The 21,385-nt window shown below is 60.4% G+C and carries 17 protein-coding genes; 8 read left to right on the forward strand and 9 right to left on the reverse strand.

The features are described from left to right. Positions 1 to 11 precede the first annotated feature (11 nt). A complete protein-coding gene (locus IPM54_27890; protein MBK9263615.1) occupies positions 12 to 692 on the reverse strand; it encodes a PAS domain S-box protein in 681 nt (226 codons plus the stop codon). Positions 693 to 761: 69 nt separating this feature from the next. Here IPM54_27890 and IPM54_27895 point away from each other — a divergent pair, with 69 nt between their 5' ends. Beyond that, the gene (locus tag IPM54_27895) at positions 762 to 941 is read left to right on the forward strand and encodes a hypothetical protein (protein ID MBK9263616.1); all 180 of its coding nucleotides are present in this window, start codon (positions 762 to 764) and stop codon (positions 939 to 941) included. Between the two features lie 806 nt (positions 942 to 1,747). Here the strand turns inward: IPM54_27895 and IPM54_27900 are convergent. After that, a complete protein-coding gene (locus tag IPM54_27900) occupies positions 1,748 to 2,392 on the reverse strand; it encodes a hypothetical protein (GenBank protein ID MBK9263617.1) in 645 nt (214 codons plus the stop codon). Between the two features lie 240 nt (positions 2,393 to 2,632). Here IPM54_27900 and IPM54_27905 point away from each other — a divergent pair, with 240 nt between their 5' ends. From IPM54_27905 to IPM54_27925, 5 genes are all read left to right on the forward strand, one after another. Continuing rightward, the gene (locus IPM54_27905) at positions 2,633 to 3,193 is read left to right on the forward strand and encodes an ankyrin repeat domain-containing protein (protein ID MBK9263618.1); all 561 of its coding nucleotides are present in this window, start codon (positions 2,633 to 2,635) and stop codon (positions 3,191 to 3,193) included. Positions 3,194 to 3,253: 60 nt separating this feature from the next. Beyond that, positions 3,254 to 3,499 (forward strand): hypothetical protein, encoded by a 246-nt coding sequence (locus IPM54_27910; GenBank protein ID MBK9263619.1) that lies wholly within the window; start codon positions 3,254 to 3,256, stop codon positions 3,497 to 3,499. Positions 3,500 to 3,774: 275 nt separating this feature from the next. Then, on the forward strand, positions 3,775 to 4,683 hold the full coding sequence (locus IPM54_27915) for a hypothetical protein (GenBank protein MBK9263620.1): 909 nt from the start codon (positions 3,775 to 3,777) through the stop codon (positions 4,681 to 4,683). Between the two features lie 2 nt (positions 4,684 to 4,685). Beyond that, a complete protein-coding gene (locus IPM54_27920) occupies positions 4,686 to 5,279 on the forward strand; it encodes an ankyrin repeat domain-containing protein (protein ID MBK9263621.1) in 594 nt (197 codons plus the stop codon). Positions 5,280 to 5,294: 15 nt separating this feature from the next. Beyond that, positions 5,295 to 5,543 (forward strand): hypothetical protein, encoded by a 249-nt coding sequence (locus IPM54_27925; protein MBK9263622.1) that lies wholly within the window; start codon positions 5,295 to 5,297, stop codon positions 5,541 to 5,543. Between the two features lie 120 nt (positions 5,544 to 5,663). On the opposite strand, the gene IPM54_27930 is transcribed toward IPM54_27925, so the two are convergent. Beyond that, complete coding sequence (locus IPM54_27930) at positions 5,664 to 8,903, reverse strand: hypothetical protein (protein ID MBK9263623.1); 3,240 nt, start codon at positions 8,901 to 8,903, stop codon at positions 5,664 to 5,666. Between the two features lie 262 nt (positions 8,904 to 9,165). Between IPM54_27930 and IPM54_27935 the strand changes: the two genes are divergently transcribed. Continuing rightward, a complete protein-coding gene (locus IPM54_27935) occupies positions 9,166 to 10,845 on the forward strand; it encodes a hypothetical protein (protein ID MBK9263624.1) in 1,680 nt (559 codons plus the stop codon). 1 nt (position 10,846) lies between these two features. Here IPM54_27935 and IPM54_27940 read toward each other — a convergent pair whose 3' ends face one another. The 6 genes from IPM54_27940 to IPM54_27965 form a co-directional block, all read right to left on the reverse strand. Next, positions 10,847 to 12,721 (reverse strand): hypothetical protein, encoded by a 1,875-nt coding sequence (locus IPM54_27940; GenBank protein ID MBK9263625.1) that lies wholly within the window; start codon positions 12,719 to 12,721, stop codon positions 10,847 to 10,849. 123 nt (positions 12,722 to 12,844) lie between these two features. Beyond that, positions 12,845 to 13,303, reverse strand: a complete 459-nt coding sequence (locus IPM54_27945; protein MBK9263626.1) for a superoxide dismutase family protein — start codon at positions 13,301 to 13,303, stop codon at positions 12,845 to 12,847. 277 nt (positions 13,304 to 13,580) lie between these two features. Continuing rightward, on the reverse strand, positions 13,581 to 14,522 hold the full coding sequence (locus tag IPM54_27950; protein ID MBK9263627.1) for a hypothetical protein: 942 nt from the start codon (positions 14,520 to 14,522) through the stop codon (positions 13,581 to 13,583). A gap of 305 nt (positions 14,523 to 14,827) precedes the next feature. Further along, on the reverse strand, positions 14,828 to 15,895 hold the full coding sequence (locus IPM54_27955; GenBank protein ID MBK9263628.1) for a hypothetical protein: 1,068 nt from the start codon (positions 15,893 to 15,895) through the stop codon (positions 14,828 to 14,830). 100 nt (positions 15,896 to 15,995) lie between these two features. Further along, complete coding sequence (locus IPM54_27960; GenBank protein ID MBK9263629.1) at positions 15,996 to 17,108, reverse strand: VWA domain-containing protein; 1,113 nt, start codon at positions 17,106 to 17,108, stop codon at positions 15,996 to 15,998. 10 nt (positions 17,109 to 17,118) lie between these two features. After that, on the reverse strand, positions 17,119 to 19,398 hold the full coding sequence (locus IPM54_27965) for an immune inhibitor A (protein MBK9263630.1): 2,280 nt from the start codon (positions 19,396 to 19,398) through the stop codon (positions 17,119 to 17,121). A gap of 377 nt (positions 19,399 to 19,775) precedes the next feature. On the opposite strand from IPM54_27965, the gene IPM54_27970 reads away from it, so the two are divergent. After that, a complete protein-coding gene (locus tag IPM54_27970) occupies positions 19,776 to 21,347 on the forward strand; it encodes a DUF2330 domain-containing protein (protein ID MBK9263631.1) in 1,572 nt (523 codons plus the stop codon). Positions 21,348 to 21,385: the final 38 nt, after the last annotated feature.

Genomic DNA, 21,385 nt, shown 5'->3' on the forward strand with positions numbered 1-21,385 from the left:
GCCACGCGAAATCACCATCTTTGCGCTGCAACCTGATGATCGCGCCCGACGTATCGGCCCCTTCTCCAGCCACTCCAGAGCGCCTCGACCAGCTTCGATTCGTCGGCGGGATGCAGCACGTCCAGCATGGACGATCCGAGCAGCTCGTCGGGGTCGTAGCCGAGGATGGTGCGGCAGGCTGGGGAGACGTAAAGGCGCACGCCGCCTGGTGAGCAGCGGGTGAGGATTTCGGTCGAGCTATCGGCGAGGTGGCGGAAGCGTCGTTCGCTGCGTTCTGCGTCGCGCACGGCATCGACGAGGTGTTGTGCGCGGATGACGTCACGTTCGCGCCGAATGGCGCGGGTGCGGCAGACTTCGATGCGTCGTGGCAAAAGCTCTGCTTCGGCGGGCCAGAGCAGGAAGTCGTCGGCGCCGGCATCGAGGAGCGCGTTGACCTGCTGAAGGTCATGCGCGACGGCGAGCAGCAGAGGCTGCCGGTCGGGGCTGCTTCGGAGCCGCCAGCACGCGTCCACGAGCGCTTGGAGGTCAGAGCCGTCCTGGGACGGGAACAGCACGAAAAGCGCACCGCTCGACGCGAGGGTCACCGTCACATCCGCTGGTGAAGTGAGCTCGACGTCGATGTGATGACGGCGAACGGACTCGATCAGAGGACGTGCGCACGATTCTGTGGAGGCGACGAAGAGCGCTTTCACGGGGCCAGTCTTGCGGAGACTCGCACGTTTGGCGCTGCGGCGTCCATCGTTCTGAGCGTTACGGGTTTCTTGGCCCTTCATCCTATTTCTGCCCACGAGGCATTTCAGGAGGACGATGCGGACGACGACGATTGTGATGAAGTCGTCGAAAAATTCGAATTACACGTGGCGCGGTTCTTCAAACCATTTCGGAAGAATCGAAAAGTCTCCAAGCTTCAAACGCCCGTCGTGCCTCCCGAAACGCCCTGAAGTTGCATAGAGCGGCATAAGGTGCCTTGCTCGCCGCTGTGGACGTGCACAATCGTGCCGAACAGCCCTTCAGCTCGTCCGTGGACGTGCACAATTGCGTCGAATCTCCCCTTCAGCTCGTCCGTGGACGTGCGCAATCGTGTCGAACAGCCCTTCGGCGCGTCCATGGACGATGCACAGCCGCGTCGCACAGTTCTTCGGCGCGTCCGTGGACGTGCACGATCGTGTCGAACCTCCTCCTCAGCTCGTCTGTGGACGTGCATAGCCGTGCGGAACAGCCCTTCGCTGCGTCTGTGGACGTGCACAATCCGATGAAACGCTCGTTGCGCCTCGCCGTGACGCTGTAGAGCTGCAAGTCACGAGGTGAGCGGGGTCTGCGCTGGTTTTTCCTTGCTGTGCCTACGCGGTTGTGCATGCGGGCGGTGCAGCGCTACGAGTGCGCGTGAAGGTTGGTCGGAGCGGACTCTTGGTGAGCAAACGTAAATGTGGCGCGTACTCAGACAGGCGGCTGATCTGCGTATCCCCGTACGCACAAGCAGATGCCGGATGTTGTACCCGGAACGCATGCGCGTTTCACCTTGACCACGGCGCACCGCATCGGGTGCCATCGCACCATGGTTCCCACCATCAATAGACTTGCATTGTCATTGGGCTTTGCTGTGGGATTGGGTCTTGCGTTCGTGCCTCAGGGATGCGGGGGCGTTCAGCATCCTGTTGCGGAGATACCCGAGCACGTTGCAGCGCCGATCCGAGGCTGCGCTTTCGAGCACACGCATCACGTCAGAGATGCGGACCATATCGTCGAGTTATGACGTGACGCTCGATAGCAACGGCGAGGTCGACACCATTGCGCTCATGGATTCCACCGTCGGCGATGAAGAGCTGGAGCAATGCATAGCAGCCTCGATCCGCTCGCTGACCCAGTACGATCTTCTGCGCCACCGGTCGGAGAATTTCGATCTCGAGCTTGCACAGCCGGAATCGCGCATGCTGCTGGGTAATCCGGCAGTACCGCTTGCGGCTTGCGTTGCTACGCCACCTTGTTTGCTCGCGCTGACCGTCCTCGCGGTTGCTTCCGCGATCACCGTGCAGATCATGGTGCACACGGCGACCGCGACCGCCAAACCCACCACGATGACGCCGTCCTGGCCGATGGCAACGGCCAAACCCACCGCGACGACGACGGCCCCGCCGATCCCGATCGCCGTACCGCGGAAGTATCCCAACCAGACGTGTGAGGACGACGAGATGGCTCGTTTGGGAAACGCGATGCACAAGATTTGCGACAAAGGATTCGCCGCGACCTGCGGGGGTGGTGGGATCGCCGAGAAAAAGTTGAAGAAATTCCGTGCTCGGCGATCCTGCTCAGCATCCAGCAAAGGCAGGCCTGCCTGGCGGCGCGATGGCTGGTTCAGGACAAGTGCTTCGGCGGCAAGCCAGACGACGTGCACAAGAAGCCGATTGACGACCACCAGCGAGGGGCTCGACTACTGCGAAGCTCTGAAGCTGATCAATTTGCGCCAAGGGCCACCCCATGGCAGGAAAGTAATAAAATCCATGTCTGACGCACTTCTCGACGCCATTTATACGCGCGACGTAGATCGCCTTGCGCAGCTCCTCGCGGCTGGCGCGGATCCAAATGAGACGGCAAATCTCGCTACAGCGATTACGGCAGCGGCCGACAATTCCCATTGCAAGCTGCGGTTGGCGAGCTCGAAGAATTTGGCGAGGACGACCCTGGCGGACCGGAGCCTGCCGGACCGATCGATGCCGTCGTGCTGCTCCTACGGTATGGCGCGAAAGTCAAGGGTTGGGACGTGGACAAGGAAGGGGATCCGCTCTTTCTTGCCGTGGGGATGAATCACATCGAAGCGGTGCGGCTCCTGCTCGCTCACGGCGCCGATCCCAACGTGCGCGACGGTGAGGGTGAGTCGCCGCTTCGTTTCTGTGCCGAAAAAGGTTACCTGGAGATGGCTCGGCTCCTCCTACACTGCGGTGCGAACAAAACCATTCATGAGGGAGGGGGACCAGCTGGCATGAACTCATTGGGGTACGCCGCAACCAGACTCCATGTCGACATGGTGCGGCTACTCCTCGCTCATGGCGCAGATCCCCTGATCGGGGACGCTGACGATATGACAACGTTCAGGCGACTCGGGCTCACGGTCAAGTTTGGTCGTGTCCCCGAGGATCCCGCCGCCCAGGATCGCCTTCGGGAGATTCGCGCGCTGCTCGGCGATCCGCCTGCGTAGTGCTTCGGCGGCGAATTCGTCGATGTTACCTGAGAACGGTTCATTGTCGTCTTCTTGGACGTGATTCAAGAAGCCACGCGGCTGAACATTCTCTTGTGGCTTACGTTCGTGACCGTGGATCCGAGCCAGAACGTGCAGGTGATGCCGCCGGTGTGTCTCAACTGCCTGCAAGTCCTGGTGATCAAAGTGCAGTCGCAGGGGATTGTCCTCACCAGTTTGCCGTTTCGCCTCAAAAGTCAACCCCCTCCGCGCGTCCCCGTGCTATTTGACGCGCCCATCCTGGACGACGGCCTGGCCTCGCCGTGACGCTGTAGAGCTGCAAGTCACGAGGTGAGCGGGGTCTGCGTTGGTTGTCCTTGCTGTGCCTACGCGGTTGTGCATGCGGGCGGTACAGCGCCACAGGTGCGTGTGAAGGTTGGTCGAGGCGGACTTCTGGTGAGCAAACGTCAAGGTGGCGCGTACTCAGACACGCGGCTGATCTGCGTATCTGCGTACGCACAAGCCAACGCGAGATAGTTGTACGGGGACCACATGCGGGTTTCACCTTGACCACGGAGGACTGCATCGGGTGCTATCGCACCATGGTTCCCACTATCAAAAGAATTACATTGTCATTGGGCTTTGTCGTGGGATTGGGTTTTGCGCTCGTGCCGCAAGGATGCGGGGGAGCTCATCCTGTCGCGGACATTCCCGAGCACGTTGCAGCGCCGATCAAAGGTTGCGTTGTGGAGCACACGCATCACGTCAGAGATGCGGACCATATCGTCAAGTATGACGTGACGCTCGATAGCAACGGCCAAGTTGATTCCATTGCGCTCATGGATTCCAGCGTCGGCGATGAAGAGCTGGAGCAATGCATGGCGGCTGCGATCCGCTCGCTGACCCATTACGATCTTCTGCGCACCCGCTCGGAGAATTTCGATCGCGAGCTTGCACAGCCGGAATCGCGCACGCTGCTGGGCACTCCGGCCATACCGCTCGCGGTTTGCGTTGCGTCGCCACCTTGTTTGCTCACGCTGACGCTCCTCATGGGTGCTGTCGCGCTCAATGTGCAGCTCATCGTGCACGCGGCGACGGCCAAACCGACGACGACGACGACGGCCCCGCCGATCTCGATTCCGATTGCCGTGCCCACGACGCGTTACCCCAGCCAGACGTGTGAGGATAAGCGGCTCAATGAACTAGAGGCCGCGAAGAAGGCGGTTTGTCCACCGGCTCGTCCTCTGCCTGGGCAGCCCTGCAAGCCACGCGAGAAGGGCGTCACGCTTCTGCCGCAGTGCCCCTGTTCGCTCATCCGCGCTCGGATCGCAGCGTCGAAGGTGTGCATCGCGGCTCGACAGAAGGTGATGGATGAATGCTTCAAGAACGCAACCGATGCAGCCGCTAAAGGGCATGCCGAACAAATCCAAAATCTCATCAACGGCAGCACGTTGTGTGAGGCGCTCGAGGCGGTCAATTGCGCGCCTGGACATCCAATGTCAGGACTGTAGCCATGAGCGCCGAACTCCACCGCGCGATCGATAACCACGACCTCGACACCCTTGCCCGGCTGCTCGCAGCCGGACATGACCCCGACGAACTCGGGGAAGGTTGGGCACCCCTTCACAACGCCATGGGAGATCTTGAAGCCGTCGCGCTGCTTCTGCGGCATGGGGCCAACCCGAATGTTTGGGACAGAGATCGCTATGTAACACCGCTCCTAACGGCCCTTTTTGGCGGGTACCGGGACGCCGCGCTCATGCTTCTGGCCGCGGGTGCCGACCCGAACGTCAAGAACTGCGTGGGCGATTTTCCGCTGCTGATGTGCGCGGAGCGAGGGGACCTGAAAATGGCCGCGACACTTCTGCGTGCAGGGGCGACAAAGACAATGGAGGAGTCTGGGGGCTGCGGGGCGGGCATGAAGGCCCTCGGCTATGCGGCGTTTCGCCTCGACATCGAGATGATCCGGCTGCTGCTCGCCTGGGGAGCTTCCATCACCATGCAAGACGTCGATCGTCGCCTTCCCCTGGACCTGCTCCCCGAGCGCACGGCGGAAAACGCCGAGAAGTACGACCTCGCCCTCGAGTTGCTATCGCCAAAGCCTTGAACGCCCACGGGCACCATGAAATACAAATACATGAGCGGTATTGAAGTGATGGAAGGAGACGCCGTTATGGTCCACCACCATCGTGAACCCGCTGAAGGCGTCGTTCTCCATGTGCTCCTTCCCAACTCACCGGAGGCTGAAGCCTGGGGAGTGCCTGAGGGTGGCGTCATGATTGAAGGAGGTGGCCTGGGTCTCTTCGCCACCCACTATCTGGAAGACGACGAAGATATCGTCTTTGTGCGTCGCGGGGGCAGCGAACCATGATCGCGCCCGGTCATCCCACCTTGGGAAAGGTGCCAACCACCTTGGAGGCCTCCTCCAAGGTGCCAACCACTTTGGAGGCCTCCTCCAAGGTGCCAACCACTTTGGAGGCCTCCTCCGTTCTCAGTTGATCCCGCAGGTGATCTTGTTGTCCGCCTCGTCTTTGTTGTTTCCGTCGTTGCACTCCGCAATGACGTTGGCCTGATCGACGATGGCGTAGAGCAGCACGAGTAAGCCTGGGGGGAACTTCGATATTTGTGGGTTCAGCATGATGCTTTGGCCGGGATCCAGCGGCCCCGCGATCGTTTCCTCGTGAATCGCCGTGCCACCCGCGTTAGGATCGCCCGCGTAGTAACGCACGACGATGTTGCTCGCGGGCGCCGACCCGTCGTTGTAGACCGTCGTGAGCACCGTGGGCATCGGGCACGACCCGTCGGACGCCAGACCCAAGTCGACACGCAAATCCGGCCCGACTTCGCCCGGCATGACCGGCGCAACGAGCTCATTGTTGTCCTCGTTGCATTCGCGCTGCACGTTGGTATCGTCGACGACCGCCCGAACCGTGGCAGGCAGCACGCCGGGGGAATTGTTCGCAGAATCGTAGCTGACCGTCAGCAGAATCGAATCCCCCGGATCGATGTTGGTCGAAAGCGTCGTCGTGAGCGGCGTTTGCATATTGTCCGCATAGAGCGCTTCATTGGGCATACCGCCCGCCCATTCGCCATAGAACGCGATCACGACCCCGGGGCCGACGCGTTCGTCGCCGTCGTTGCGAATTTCGACGGTAATGTCGAGCTTCTTCGAAAGCTGCCCGCACGCCGCATCGGGCGACGACACTTGAATGGCCGAGACGCGCAAGTCCGGGGCGACTCCATAGGCTCGTGGATTCGATCGATACGTGTTGTATTGGCGCCCATTGTAGGGCTTCCAGCTCTCGGGCTCCTTGACCGGAATCGCGCCGCTTTCGAGCACGTTCGTCACGTGATACGCGTGCTGATTCCACATTCGACGCGCAGAAACCCACGTGTCGCTCGCGTCACCCCAGACGGCGATGCCGTTGGGATGGTTGATGCCCACCGAGCAAGTGCTCGCATCGTTATTCGAGCACAATACGATTTCCGCATTTCCGTCGTTGTCGACGTCGGCGACCACGGGGTTCTCCGTGCGCGTACGGCTCGGCGAATTGCCTTTGAACAGCACTTGCGAAGTCGTCCCGTCATAGATGCGGAACCAACATTCGTCGTTGTAAATGACCTCCGCAGCGCCGTCGCCATTGAAGTCGAATACGCTGGACGACGTGACGCGGCTCGAATCGTCTTCGGTGACGCGCATCCACCCGTTGTGCAAACACGTGCATTCAGCCTTGATTTTGTTGCACACCGCGCCCGCATTGCAATCGGCGTCTTGCGTGCACGTTGCGCCCGGACTGCGTACCGGGTTGCCCTGATTGCCCATCATGGAGTCGTTGAAAGCGGTCGGCCAAGCAGGGCAATTCATCGAAGGATCTTGCAAATCGATCATCATGTACCGCAGACCGAACGCCGTTCCAATTTCGGGGAACCCATCGCCGTCGAAATCATCGACGTTCGGTGCACCGCCATTGGTTCCCGCATTGAGGTTGATGAAGCGCTGCTGAACGCCAGTTTCACCGTTGTAAATGGCCAGATACCCGTTCGAGATGAGCACCACTTCGGGTTTGCCATCGAGCGGATTTTGCGGCCCGGGGGCCATCGATTGGTCCGTTCCGAGCATGTCGACGATGGCACAATACCCATCCCGCTGCGCATTGGGCACCTTCACCGTGCCATTGACGGTTTGTCCATCCCAAACCATCGTCAACCTGCCATTACAAAAATCGCTTGGATCCCCGGCCATGCAATCGGCGCGTTTCGTGACGCCCGCAGGAGGCGTGGGAAATGTATAGACGGTCGTGCCCGCAATGATTTCTTGCCCGCTGTCGCCCACGAGGTTCGCGACGCATGAAATAGGGCCCAAGGTACTGGTGCCATTGGGAACGCCCGTACCAGAGAACTTGTCGAGCAATACGAGCTTCCCCGTCGCCATGTCTTTGTCGAACGTAAACGCATGCTTACCGACGACCACTTCGGCAAATCCCTTGCCATCCAAGTTTGCAATGGAAATTGCGGGGCCGTTGTGACCTCCGCTCAACCATTGATTGTCCGCGCGCATGATCTGGTTGCCCTGGTTGTCCAATATGAAAAATCCCAGAATTTCGCTCGGTACGACGATTTCGGGCACGCCGTCACCATCGATGTCGCCCACGGCGGGAGATGCCGTGGAATTCCCAATCGCATTGGCGCACGTGTATGCCATGTTGAGCGGATCGCCTTCATGCCACACGGCAGGCCCTGCAAACGCAAAGTAATCCTTGCCCTTGTTCGGCCCGCCGCCATGAATGGCCCGAACGATGCCATTCGTCGCCGCATCCGTGCCGCAATACGTCATGAATATGATCTCGGCAAAATCGAGCTCGTTGATGAGACCATCTCCGTTGTCGTCATCCAGGTTCGCGACGAGCGGCGTCATGCTGACTTGCGCCGACACCGGGAACGGAGCATTCACGGCATTGTTGGCCGGCGACCCGGATCCCGTTCCGCCCCATTGAATTTCCTTCGTGGGCAAGACTTGAGAAAACGGCACCGCCGGAAGCGTACACGTGGGCGCTTTGCCCGTGCCAGTGCATTCACCCGCTTCGCACACCGTATTCGAAGGACAATCCCAATCGTCTTCGCACGGACAAATCGAATGACCAGGGCTCTCGTTCGTACACATGCTCGGGAAGTACGAAGTGCTCCCGCAAGTGTATTGCTCTACTTGTCCACCGCCATTCGCATTGCACTCGTAAAGCACCTCCCCAATGCAAGTCGTCGCGCCAGGCGCGCAGATGTCATTGACGCAAACCGTACCATTGCAATACTGATTCGTCGCGCATTGGATGTCCATCGTGCACGAATTGTCCTTGCAAATCGCGCCGCCGCCCGGCGTCGTCTCGCAAATCTCCGTGCCGCTGCACATGAGCCATTGGCAAGTATTGTTCACGCACGTCGCAACACCGCCTTGCACTTCGCAATGTTGATCGGGATTGCACGCGACGCCGGCGCATATATCGCCGCTCCCGCCACCTCCGCCGGATCCACCGGTGCCGCCCGAACCGCCGACGAAGATGTTACCTGCATCGCCCCCCATTCCGCCAGAGCCAGCCATACCGGCTTCGCCCGCAGAACCCCCTGCCCCACCGCTGGTCGATCCGGGGGTTTGGGTCGTGCCATCCCCGCAACCGGTGACCCAGCCAAGAACACCACATATTCCGAGCCCAACAAGTGAAATTTTGGATTTCCGCATGCAAGCACGGTATCAAAGTTCCAAAGCGTTGAAAAGCCCCGCTATACGCATGCTCTCGAACAATTCCCCTTGACGCCGTTTGCGTCTCGTGTGTCGCAAGGTCGAAGGCGCACGGGCCATCGAACCGCTCTGCCAACTCTGGTGCGCTCGCGGGTTCCTCCACGGAAAATGGCAACACGCCTTCGAAACACTCACGCCCCGAGTTTCCCGACGCTCGATTCTTCCCCCCAAATCGCCAGAGATTCATGATAACGTAGCGTCCATGAACAGGCGCATGGCGTATGGGGTTTTCGTATCCATCATTTCTTTGGCGAGCTGCTCGTCGCCCAACAATTCGAACACCAGCTCGTCCACGACCGGATCGGGCGGCTCTGGAGGCTCGGGCGGCGCTGGAGGCGAAGGCGGAGCGCCTCCCTCATCCATCGTATGCGATGCACTCGGCCTACCGTCGAAACCATTTTCCGATGGCCCCACGGGTAGTTATCGACGCGATATCGCGGCCGACTTTTCACTCGAGCTGTTGAACGAAGGCACGTGGCATTTCAAAACACAGTGGAGCGGCTGTGAAAATTACATTTTCATTCCGGATACACTCGTCGTGTCGGCGCTGGATTCCACGAGCATTTGGGAAGACGACATCGATACGTTGATGAAGCGTTCGCCGCCCAACACGCATTACTTTTTCGTATCGCGGGCGCAGACGGATGAAACGGCGAAAACGTCGCTCGAAGCGATGCGAGCGCGGATCGATCAAACATTGACGACCGTGACGGGCGTCGATACGGAAGCTTGGCGCAAGCGACTGCACGTGGTTGCGACGCGTGCGGGAGCAATTGGCGGGTGGGTGCAAGATGTGCTTTCGACGCACGGGCGCGTGGGGTTTGCGATTGACAGGCAGCAGAAAATTCGGGGCGTGGGGTCATTTGCGGATGTGAATCGATTCGATTCGGCGCTGGATCAGGCGATGCAGTGGCCGTGGAAGGCGAACCTTTCGTATGCCGCGTACGAAGCCAAGTTCTTGAATTTCGATGCGGAACAACAAATTCGGCTCGATACGGACGGAGCGACGGTGGTTCCTTTGTGGAATGGCGAAGTGCTCGCGGAGTTTGCCGAAACGGACGTGGCGCTGCCTTCGGCCGACGAAATGGCCAAGTTCGATACGCTGGAAGTGGAAGTGGAGCAAGGTTGTCCCGAGCCGAAGAACCCGGAATTCGGCAATTGCGGCGCTTGGGATTATCTCGCGTCGCTCGGCGTGCGTGACGAAATGATGCAAAACGTCGAGATTGCGCGGTTCATCACGACGTACCATCGCGAATCGCATTGGGTGGTCGACGTGTCCCCGATGCTGGTGCATTTGCAAAAAGGAGGGATGCACCATTTCCGTTGGGACTTTGCGCCGTCGTGGAACACGCAACCGACGGCGACGAAGTTATCGCTACGTTTCTCGAACAAAAACAAGGGCTTGCGCCCCACGCGCGCCACGTTCCTCTGGTCCGGCGGCACGTTCGATTCGATGTACAACATGTCGCACGCGCCGGCGACGGTGGCGGTGTCTCCAGCGGCAAAGCGCGTCGAGCTGTGGGCGTTGATTACGGGGCACGGGGCCGAAACGGGTCAATGCGCAGAATTCTGCAATCACAAGCACGAATTCACGGTCAATGGCAAGGCGTACGTGAAAGAGCACAAAGAAGCGGGTTCGAAGGACAAATGCGTTCCGGAAGCGGACAAAGGCATGACGCCGAATCAAGGTGGAACGTGGTGGTTCGGCCGAGGTGGGTGGTGTCCGGGGCAAAAGGTGCATCCGTGGATGACGGATGTCACGGCGGACGTGACGCCGGGCATGGACGCGATGATTGGATATCGCGGGCTTTATGGAACGAGCGATCCGCCGGATGCCGCGGGCAACATCAACATGGTGTCGTATTTGGTGGAATACGAATAGGTCAACGGAGCGGAAAAGCGCCGCGGTATTCGCGTTCGACCGCGAGGACGACGGCCGCATCGTCGACGAGGTAATCGGTCGGATGACTTGCGCCCGCTATGATTCGCCCGAGCCAGAACCCGCCTTCGTACAAATCGGAACCAAATTTGGCATTTTGCGCCGCCACTTCGGGTAATCCATACTGCCCGAATTGCGCGAACATCATGTCCTCGAGAGCAAATCGCTTTGGAAAACCAAATCCAGGCGCGTCCTCGTGACTCACGAACACCGGCATGGCGCCATCATCGAGGAGCCCTCGGCGCGCGAGCCACGCGGAATCTTCGAGCTGAGCCCACATCGCAATGCAATCGGTCGAGTAAAAGGTGATCCGGCTTTTTTGCTTCAATGGCAAAATGCTCACCGCGCCATCGACGGTCATCCACGCTTCGGGAAACGTGTCGCCTGGCGCAGGTCGCCCAACCAATGCAGGATCCGCATCCGCGGGACGAACGAGCAAGGTCGCAATCGATTCTTTGGAATTGAGACGCCACGAAGGTTCGTCGCTGGCAAGATCCGCTGGATACGACGTTTCGATCCGCACCGAAGTATCGTGAAACATGGGTTTCAAAAGTCCCTCGAAAAGGTTCCACGGCATTTCGAAGGACACCGTTTGGCCCGGTGGAACGTACTTTTCGGCCAAAAGTCGACCCAGCTCGTCGCGCACGGTGGCCTGGAGGGGCAATGCGCCAGGATTGTGCAACGGTAAACGCGCCGATTCGCCCGCTCGAAAATAGGCACCTCGCGGGGCGTCGAGCTGCGTGACGTGTCCTCCGGGACGCAAGAAATACCTATCGACGTAGAAAAAGTCCGACACGATGAGGTCGCCCGCGACGAACGCGGCGTCGGTGCCCACTGCATTGGTTTGCGCATAACCGGCGAGCCGCGGGACGCCGTCGGTAATTTCATACAAGTACGTTCCTGAAAGCGTCGTGGCGGCGAGCCACGGGCCATCGATGTCCACGGCCACGACGACGCCCGGCGGGTGCACTTCCATTTCAATGGCGAGCGATTCTGACGAAACGACGAGCGCGCCTTGGGAGCCAAGCGCGACGACGGCGCGCGAATCACGCGCGGCAAGGTCGACCGGTGGGCCCGAAAGCGGCATCGACGCGATTTCAGCGGGCACGGCGGACGTCGTATCGATCAGCAAAAGGCCGCGATCCGAAGTGGCCACGACGACGCCCTGCGACGTAGCGTCGACGAATCGCACATTGCCGGCCACGGATGTCTTCGCGAGCTCGGACAAGGTGCCGTCCGGCGCAATGCGAGCGTTCCAGAGGCCTTCGTCGAAGCGAGCGAGCCACAACGTGTCATCCTTGACGAAGATATCCCGGACAAACATTTGTGGACCTGGCAAAGCGGCTGCATCGCGCAATACAGGGATACTGGGATCGGCAATGCTGAACGCGGCGAGCGAATCCGATCGGTCCGAGCCGCAAAAAAGCGATGCTGATGGCTCGTGGATGGCCAACGTCGAACATCGCGGCACGGGATCGGCAGGTTTGTCCAGGGTGAGGACGAGCTGTCCTTCGGCGCCAAGCTGATATGCGGCGAGGCCGTCGAAGCTATTGGCAACGTAAATGCGGTCGCCCATGGGCGCAAGCTCGCCGAGATGCGAGCTGAACGTGGTGTGCTCGAATCGCGCGCGTTCGACGATACCTGGAATGACCCATTCGGGTTCTGGATCCGGCGGGACTACATCGACGTGATCCCCCGATTGTGCGGGCGCGGCGGTGGTGCAAGCGGCGAGCAGGGGCCCGCAAAACAGCATGGTTGCGACCATGGGCGTAGCATACCGTTCGACCATGGATGTCCGCGCTGCGAGGTTTTCGCGCATGGCTCGTCGTCGAGCATTTCGCAGCGACGCACAAGTACGAAAGATCGTGCCGAATGAATGGGCGCGAACGCGATCACGGTCGACGCGCTGAGGTGGCAATCGCGAATCCCGATGGAAGGCGCGTCAAGGCACCTTCGTAATCACGCCGCAGCCGACACGTGCGCCCGCATTGCCCGTCGGTTGCGTCACGAAGTCGTCGGCCTCGGCGTGCACCATGAGCGCTCGTCCGACCACGTGGAACCACCCCGAGCCGTCGCCGATCGACCATAGATCCGTGGACATCGTCAACGTACCTTTTCCGTCGGATCCAATGGTTATGTTGCCAATGTCGCCCAAATGAAATTCGCCCACGCCCCACTTACCGTGGTCTTGCATGTCCGGATTCCAATGGCCCATGGCACCCATTCCGTCCATCGAGCAGTCGCCCATCTCGTGAATATGCACCGCTCGTTCACCCGGCACCGCACCGGCGATGTTCAGCGTCAGCGTGACCTTGCCGTTTTCTCCGACGAACGTCGCCGTTCCCGTCACCGAGCTACCGCTTTGCGGCGCGATGATCGCTTCCGCTTTCACGCTCGCCATCGCACCACCCCCGCCACCTTGGCCACCGCCGCCTTGACCACCGCCACCTTGGCCACCGCCGCCTTGACCACCGCCACCTTGGCCACCTGCGGCGCCCGTGCCAGCCGCACCACCTTGCCCATTCGACGACGTGTCACTCGTCGTTTCGCCATCACAGCCGAGGTTCGTCATGGATGCGACAGCGCAAAACAAGCTTACCCATTTCCAATCACAATGATGCATGCTGTTCCCCCCAAGGTTGGTCCGAGGGTACCACAGCGATGCTACAGTGACAGGGTCAAATTCTCTTGGGCCCGCGTACCGACGGCGGCGGTGCAATCGTTCCCGTCGAAGGCGGAATGGGTGATAGCCCGGAGCTCGAATCTCGGAGAGGCGCGATGACGCGGGTCGACGAAGGTCCACCGAGGTACCCGGGGCTCGATGGTGAGGGTCCTTGAATGAATTGCGTCGACGGGGGCGGAAATGTGAGTCCTCGCGTGGATGTGGGTCCTGCGATTGCCTGGTTTTGCTCGAGCGCTCGTTTGGCTTCGGCGCGAGTGGATTCGAGCACGTCGAAGTAGCCAAAAATGTCGTGTTCGATTTCCGTTGGCATGCCGATGGTTCGTTCGATTTCCGCGATGACGTCTTGGCGCAGCTCGTTCAGCATGTGCAAGGTTTCGCCGAGCAAGGTCATTGCATGTTTTCGCGTCCCTGCATTGATTTCGGCGCGCTGGGCGAGCGTGGTGGCGATTCGTTCGCCCGCGTAGACGAATCCCATCGCCCAATCGTAGAGGGTTTTTCCACCTGCAAGCGGAATCCGTAGCAGGTCTTCCACGATGCTCGGGACATTTTGCCTGCGCACCTCGGCCGCCGCGGCTTGTTCCGGATATGCGTCACGTAGTCGGTCGGTATTCGGAATGAGCGCATGCCGCACACGCTTGACCGCCTCGACGATGGCAGGGTCGACCCCGGGGACTCGCAGGTAAGCCTCGGTCAGGTACCAAATGCCCATGCCGAAGCTATCGACCTCCGCATGGCGCAGCGCGAGCTCTTCGGCAAACGGCTTGCCCCCCGTCAGTGGCGCTGGGAGCGCGAGGATTGCCTTACGCTGCTCTTCCAGGATGCTCTCTTGCGCCTTGCCCACTTGGGTACGCAGGAGTGCATCGCGACGGATCGAGAGCAGGTCTTCGAGGCCGAGCCGAAGGTCGGTGAGGTTCAACAGCGCGTATGTCTGCGGCACGACTGGCGTGGAGGGTAGAAGAGTTTCTCTTGCAACGCAAGTTTTGGGCGTAAGGGGAAATGCTTTCGATGAAAAGGTGCCAACCACTTTTGGCGGGGTAGGAAGCGTTACCCCGGTGAAAAGGTGCCAACCACTTTTGGCGAGGTAGGAAGCGTTACCCCCGTGAAAAGGTGCCAACCACTTTTGGCGAGGTAGGATGCGTTACCCCCGTGAAAGGCGCCGAAAAAACGGTTGCTTTTTTCGTACGCTCACGGGGGTCGGACGCGTTTGTCGAAAGTCAACCTATTTGTTGGCTCGATCCGCCATCACTGACAAGACGTCCCCACCGGGTTTGCCGGGCCAACGTCGCCTGTCTGCGCCGCCGCCATTTCGAACCCGAGGCCCATGCTGATGCCATTGCACTTCTGGTTGGGATCTTGCGTGCCGTCGACCATGATGTCCGATGCTTGCCGGACCTGCTCCAACAGGTTGTCGAACAGCGGATTGCCACATAGCTCGAGCAGCGCGCCGACTTTCTTGATTTCGGCCACGAACTCTTCGGTATCGAGCACGCCGCCTATCATCCCGCCCGTTGCGCTCTTGCGATCCTCGGACATCGTCATCGTGATACGCGCGTTGTACGCGGTCAGCTTGATCGATGTGCTGTCCGTCATCGTCTTCACCGGGACCGAGATGATGAACGTGCCGCTCTTGCCCGCGTCGAACGCCGACCCGGTCAGCGAACAGTCCGGGAAAAGGATCGTCGATGATAGCGGATCCATCGGATCGCTGAGCAGCCCCGGTTCGACCGGCCAAACGTCCGACCCATCCCACTTGGGCGTCATCGGGAGCGACGTGCCGCTCAATAGCTTCATGTTGAACTGAGCAACATCGCCCGTCGGAGGCAGACACAATAGCTTCGCCAGCGTCGTGAACCGCCCGTTCGCAATCCCGTTGTTGATATCCGTTACCCACGTCGGATAAAGCGAAAGAATCGTGGGCAAGAGGTTTTTCCCGAACGAATTGTCGATGCCCATGTCACCGTCGGGATATGCCGTCCCAGGCGAACCGTCCGCGTTCGGCTGACAGACATCCTTCGACAAACCGGTCGACTCCTTGTCATCGAGATTGAAGCCAACCTTTTTCCACTCGCCGCTGTTGCCCTCGCCAAAGAAGAGCTCCTTGACCGCGAGAACCGGCCCTTCGTTGCTCGGACAGGCATCTCCACCGCTGCTGCTGCTACTGCTGCTGCTCGAACTGCTCGAGGAGGAGGACGAAGAGCTGCTGGAGCTGCCGCTGCTCGTGCTGGTCACGTTATCGCTGGGGTCGCCACAACCCGCGACCAATGCGGTCACGAGCGCCACTGCCCAATGGATTCGATGAGTCTTAAGCATTATTTTCCTGCCCTTCTTGGGTAACGGTTACTTCAAGCCCGAGTACGTCGGGGGGCGACGTTCGCCCCCTGAACGATGATAATGAAAAGCCGAGTTTGCTTCAATTGAGCACGGAGTCGCACCCGAAGAGCACTTCGACTTTGGCGTTGACGTCGGCCTGCACCGTCGCGCACGACGCAGGACAGAGGATCAGCTTCGTCGGCGCAAGGTTGCTGTCGTAGTACCAACCAGGCAGATCTTTGCAGTCCGCAAGGTCATCGGCTCGGGGCACGATCTTGGGCTCACCCATTCCGTTCGGCGTATAGGTGAAGTTCACGATGTCCGGAACCAGCTCCATCCCATCCGGAGGCGCCGGAAGCTCGAAATCGCACGCGAGCGTCTCCTTGCGAATCTCGGCGATCGTCGCGGCAAACTCGCTGATGTCCTTCGTGATGTCGTAGGCCTTGGTCGTCCCACCCGCCTCGGCAATCTTGTCGAGGTTGGCGATGGTCGAACCGGCGACACCAATGACGTACGTGCGCACGCCGTTGTAATTACGAGCGCTCGTGGCCAGCGCCGCAATGAGGTCGATTTCGAGCGGTTGACAACCCGTGGGATCGCCATCCGTCGCGAGAACGACGATGACCTTGTGCCCCGGGTGCGAATCTTGGTAGGCCGTGGCCGCCGCAAGCGTCCCCTTCAGCGCTGGCCACGTCGGCGTGCTCGAACCAAGCGGATAGAACGGTATCGAGTTTGTCAGTTCGAACGCGTTGGCAGGCAGAACGCTGATGGGCACATCGAGCGTCGAGTAGCTGGCGGGGTTGCAGACGTCCGGTTTTTGGGCCGGGAAGTAGACCATGCCGGCGCTGATGCCAGCCGATGCCGGATCGTTGAAGAACGTGTTCAGAGCCGACTTCGTCCCTTCCCACTTCGCGCCGCCCATGCTGCCCGAACGATCAATGAGGAAGACGATGTCGACAGGAATGCGCCGCGATTCAGCTTTCGTGGTGGCACACGCGCCCGCATCGCCGCCTGTGCCGCCGGCACCACCGACGGTAAGGCCACCACCCTCGCCCCCCGCACCACCCTCACCGGAGGACGAGCTGCTGCTGCTGGTCTGCCATGGCGTGCCATCCGGAGGGCTTGGCTCGGCGCAGCCCCACCATGCGGCGGCAGTCCAAGTCAGCGTAAGTGATACAAAAAGATGCCAAGTTATTTTCCTAGGACGGTTCATAGGCCGCTCCTCAGTCGTCAATGAAGATGTCGTCGATGTAAGCCCCGGGGAAGACGCTCGAGGAATCGCTTTGGAAGCTGAACCGCAAGCGGATCTTCTGTCCGGCGTAAGCTGAAAGGTCGGCTTGCACGAACTGCCAGCCGAGTGCAAATTGGTGCCCGCCCCATGCAGGCCTGCCCGCAATGACCAGCGGGTACGTCGGCGAAACCGCCTGGACGACCGAGAAGGTCATGCCGCCGTCGGTACTGACCTGCAGATTCACGCCGTCGTACGTCGCACCCTCCGTATCGAGCCACATTCGGAACGACATGAGCGGTCCCAACGATCCGGTGAGGTCAATTTCGGGCGAAGTGGCCGTCGTCCCTACCCACGTCTGGAGGTTGTTGTAATTACCGTCGATTTTCGTCGCAAGGCACTGCGTCCCGATGTAAGCGGCGCCGGGCCCCAGGCCCGTGGGCACGCCGCACTCCCAGTCGCCCGTGAGCGTCCAGTCGCCTGGGCACATGGTCTCGAAGCTCGTGTAGTATATGTTACCCAAGACGCTGAACGCGAACGTCCTTTCGGCAAAGTTCGAGGGCAACATGGGTTCTTCGACGCGCACGGTGACGAGCACCGGTCCGACGTCCGCCTTCGAAGGGATGCCTTTCAGCTCGCCGGTCATCGGATCGATGGTGAGCCAACCCGTGTTCTGGCCGCCCGGCTTGATGCTCCACACCGCGTTGCTCGAGCCGCCGACTTTGGTGATCGGCGCCGAGTACGACATCCCAGAGTACACGTCCTCGAGCGGCGAGGTCGTCATGATGTACATGGGAGTCTGCATGGGCTCGGCGACGATGACTTCATCGACGTACAGGCCCGGGTAGACGCTGGCGCCGTCGCTGCGGAACGAGACGCGTAGAAGGGCCGTCTTTCCGACATAGGGGGTCAGATCCGCCTCGAAGTACTGCCAGCCCTTGGTCGAATGATCACCGCCCCACGCGGGCTGACCGGAGATGGTCAGGTAATAAGCCGGAGTCACCCCCATGACCACTGGGTAATTCTGCCCGCCGTCGGTGCTGATTTTCAGGTTCCAGCCGTCGAAGCTGCCGCCTTCGGTGTGTTGCCACGCCCAAAAGGAGAGCTTCGGGTTGGTTGCCGTGGTCAGGTCGAGGGGCGGCAAGGCTGCAATCGCGGTGGCGAAGGCCTGATTGACCGTGTAGAGGCCGTCGAGGTTCGTGCCGATGACGTTGGTGCCGATGTGGGCCGTCTCGGGACCCACTTGCGTGGGCTTGCCGCATTCCCAGTCGCCGCCGAAGGTCCAGTCGCTCGGACACGTCTCGAAGCCCTCGTGGAGGTAGACGCTGCACGAGGTCACTGGACTGCCGGCCAAGCACGTGCCTGCCGAGCATGTGTCGCCTTCGGTGCACGAGTCGTAGTCGTTGCACGGGCTGTTATCGGGCGCTACGGACGCGGCGCAAACGCCGCCCTCCGCACACGCGCCCACGTGGCATTCGGTGATGCCTTCCGTGCAGAGAGTTCCAACGGGCGCGGGACTCGTGACACAAAGACCGCTCGTGGAGTCGCACGTGCCGCTACGGCACCCGAAGTCAAGTGCCGAGCAATCTTTAGGCGTGCCGCCCACACACTGCCCAGCTTGGCAGACTTTGTTGACCTTGCAGAGGTCCCCGGTGAGCACGCACGGGGCGTTGTCTTTGTTGGCGTCGGGGTTTCCGACGCACTTGCCCGTTGCCGGTTCGCACGAAACTGCGTTGCATTCGGTCAGCGGCGAGAACGAGCAGTCCTTGGGCTCGCCGACGCACTTGCCGACCTTGCAAATGCCGTTGATGTGGCAGAGGTTCGACGGCGTGCAGGATGCTCCTTCGGCAGCCGGAAGCGTGTCGCACTTCTTCAACTCCTCGTAGCAAACGACGGACTCGCACCCCACGGGCTTGATGCCGCAGTAGTTCGGCGTTCCGCCGACGCAGGTGCCGCTGCCGTCGCACGAGTCGGCGACGGTGCAGAACCTGCCGTCCTCACACGCGGTCCCAGCGGGTGCAGGGATCACGACGCACGTGTTGAGCTGGCCGATGTACTGGCCTTTGTCGTTGCACACAGCGACGGCGCATGTCGGTACATCGAGCTCCGAGCAGTCCATGCCGCACGGCCCGAGCTCGTTCACGTCCGCACCAGCGTCCGGAGGGGGTTCTACGGGGACGGGTGCAATTCCCCCCGACGCCTCGCAGCCCGTGACAGTCCACACCAGCGGGAGCAAGAGCAAACCCCGCCCATAGTTCGTAATTCGACTAAGCATAACTTTGCCATCCATGTATCCCACTAAGTGCGTACAGAAAGCAAGGGATTAGTGCAAAAAATCTCGGCTCCCGCGGCCCGAGGTCGTTACCGGTAAAACCGACGACCCGAACGATGCCAAGGGTCCAGCCTTGCCAGAAGTGGTTGGCACCTTTTCATGGGCCCTCAAAAAGTGGTTGGCACCTTGTAATTGTTTAAAAATGCACATTTGAAAGCGGTTGGCACCTTTTCAGAAGGGTAACGCCTCCCACCTCTACAAAAGTGGTTGGCACCTTTTCAGCAGGGTAACGCCTCCCACCTCTACAAAAGTGGTTGGCACCTTTCTCGGCTGGAGGTTCTTCTTGCCCACCGGCCGACATTCGTGCGACCATCGCGTGCATGTCGCCTCGCCTACGCTCGTTCGGTATTGCTGCTACGTTTGTTCTTGCTGCGATGTCCGCCGCGTCGTCTGCCGAAGGATTCTGCGGATTTTATGTAAGCGGCGCCGATGCAAAACTCTTCAACAACGCAACGCTCGTGGTGCTCATGCGCGAAGGCACGCGCACCGTGCTCTCGATGCAGAACAACTACCAAGGGCCCGCCGAAGACTTCGCGATGGTCGTGCCGGTCCCCGTCGTGCTGAACGAAGACAACGTAAAGACGCTTCCTGCCGACGTGTTTGGCCGCGTCGATCGTTTGGCCGCCCCAAGGCTCGTCGAATATTGGGAACAAGATCCATGCCGTCCCCCGTACCGCGAAATGGAGATGTTGCGATCGGTCACCGTCGAAGAATCGGGGTCCGTTGACGATGACGAAGAAGTCGCCGAGCGCCACGGGGTCAAAATCGAATCGCGTTTCAGCGTCGGCGAATACAACATCCTCATCTTGAGCGCCAAAGATTCATTGGGGCTCGACACATTTTTGCGCGCGCAAAAGTACCAGATACCCGCGGGAGCCGAACCTTACCTGCGCCCATACGTCGCGCAGGGCAGCAAGTTTTTCGTGGCCAAAGTCGATATCAAAAAGGTAAAATTCGAAAATGGGCAGGCGATGCTTTCGCCTCTGCGTTTTCATTACGACAGCGAAACGTTCAGCTTGCCCGTGCGTTTGGGCCTCATCAATTCCGGCGGCACCCAAGACCTCATCGTGCACATCCTGGCGCGTTCGCGCTTCGAGGTCGCCAATTACGAAAACTTCGCCATTCCGACGAACATTCGCGTGAACGATACGGTAAAGCCGGCATTCGGTACGTTTTACGCGTCGCTCTTCGACAAGGTGCTCGCAAAACATCCGAAAGCCGTCGTGACCGAATACGCCTGGAGCGCTGGATCGTGCGATCCTTGCCCCGAACCGCCGCTCAATGTGGGAGACCTGGCGACGCTTGGCGTAGACGCATTGCCCGGATACGAAGGCGCCAAAGAAGCGCCGCCGGAAATTGCCAATGCGTTCACGCTGACGCGTCTTCACGCGCGGTACGATAGCAATGCCCTCGGCGAAGACCTCGTTTTTCGCGCCGCACCCCCGATCATGGGCGGAAACGGAGTGCCGGATCCGGAAGGTAAAATGACGCGCGGCGCCCAGCCGAGCGGCATCAACATGTTCCAAGGCCGCTACGTGATGCTTCATCCGTGGGAGGGGCCGATTGAGTGCGAGAAGCCTCAGCGCGGCATGTGGGGCGGACCCATCAAACAAGTCGCCAGTGGTCCCACGGTCGCAACGAATACCGCATTTGCTCCTCGCGGCGCGCAACTTGCCTCGTTTCTACAAGCCAACGAAACGGAGCTCGAATCTTCGGAGGACGCCGTGCTTCCGAGCGGCCCCGCCGGTGAGGTGCCTCCCCTGCCCCCGCCAATGAATCGCGGATGCGGAGCCTGCGCGACGGCGGATGCGCAGGGTGGGCTTGGCGCGGTGATTGGTGCGGCGATCGCGGGATTGGCGGCGGTGCTCAGGCGTCGACGAGCAGCCAAATAAAGTCCGCAATCGCCCCTCGACGTTCACCTCGAGTTCGT

The sequence above is a fragment of the Polyangiaceae bacterium genome, assembly GCA_016715885.1.
GTDB lineage: Bacteria > Myxococcota_A > Polyangia > Polyangiales > Polyangiaceae > Polyangium.

What these genes read in the sequence shown, in the direction of transcription:
- IPM54_27915 (MBK9263620.1), top strand. Translation starts at nt 3,775, where the DNA reads ATGGTTCCCACTATCAAAAGAATTACATTGTCATTGGGCTTTGTCGTG.
- IPM54_27920 (MBK9263621.1), top strand. Translation starts at nt 4,686, where the DNA reads ATGAGCGCCGAACTCCACCGCGCGATCGATAACCACGACCTCGACACC.
- IPM54_27925 (MBK9263622.1), top strand. Translation starts at nt 5,295, where the DNA reads ATGAAATACAAATACATGAGCGGTATTGAAGTGATGGAAGGAGACGCC.
- IPM54_27930 (MBK9263623.1), bottom strand. Translation starts at nt 8,903, where the DNA reads ATGCGGAAATCCAAAATTTCACTTGTTGGGCTCGGAATATGTGGTGTT.
- IPM54_27935 (MBK9263624.1), top strand. Translation starts at nt 9,166, where the DNA reads ATGAACAGGCGCATGGCGTATGGGGTTTTCGTATCCATCATTTCTTTG.
- IPM54_27940 (MBK9263625.1), bottom strand. Translation starts at nt 12,721, where the DNA reads ATGCGCGAAAACCTCGCAGCGCGGACATCCATGGTCGAACGGTATGCT.
- IPM54_27945 (MBK9263626.1), bottom strand. Translation starts at nt 13,303, where the DNA reads ATGGCGAGCGTGAAAGCGGAAGCGATCATCGCGCCGCAAAGCGGTAGC.
- IPM54_27955 (MBK9263628.1), bottom strand. Translation starts at nt 15,895, where the DNA reads ATGCTTAAGACTCATCGAATCCATTGGGCAGTGGCGCTCGTGACCGCA.
- IPM54_27960 (MBK9263629.1), bottom strand. Translation starts at nt 17,108, where the DNA reads ATGAACCGTCCTAGGAAAATAACTTGGCATCTTTTTGTATCACTTACG.
- IPM54_27965 (MBK9263630.1), bottom strand. Translation starts at nt 19,398, where the DNA reads ATGCTTAGTCGAATTACGAACTATGGGCGGGGTTTGCTCTTGCTCCCG.
- IPM54_27970 (MBK9263631.1), top strand. Translation starts at nt 19,776, where the DNA reads ATGTCGCCTCGCCTACGCTCGTTCGGTATTGCTGCTACGTTTGTTCTT.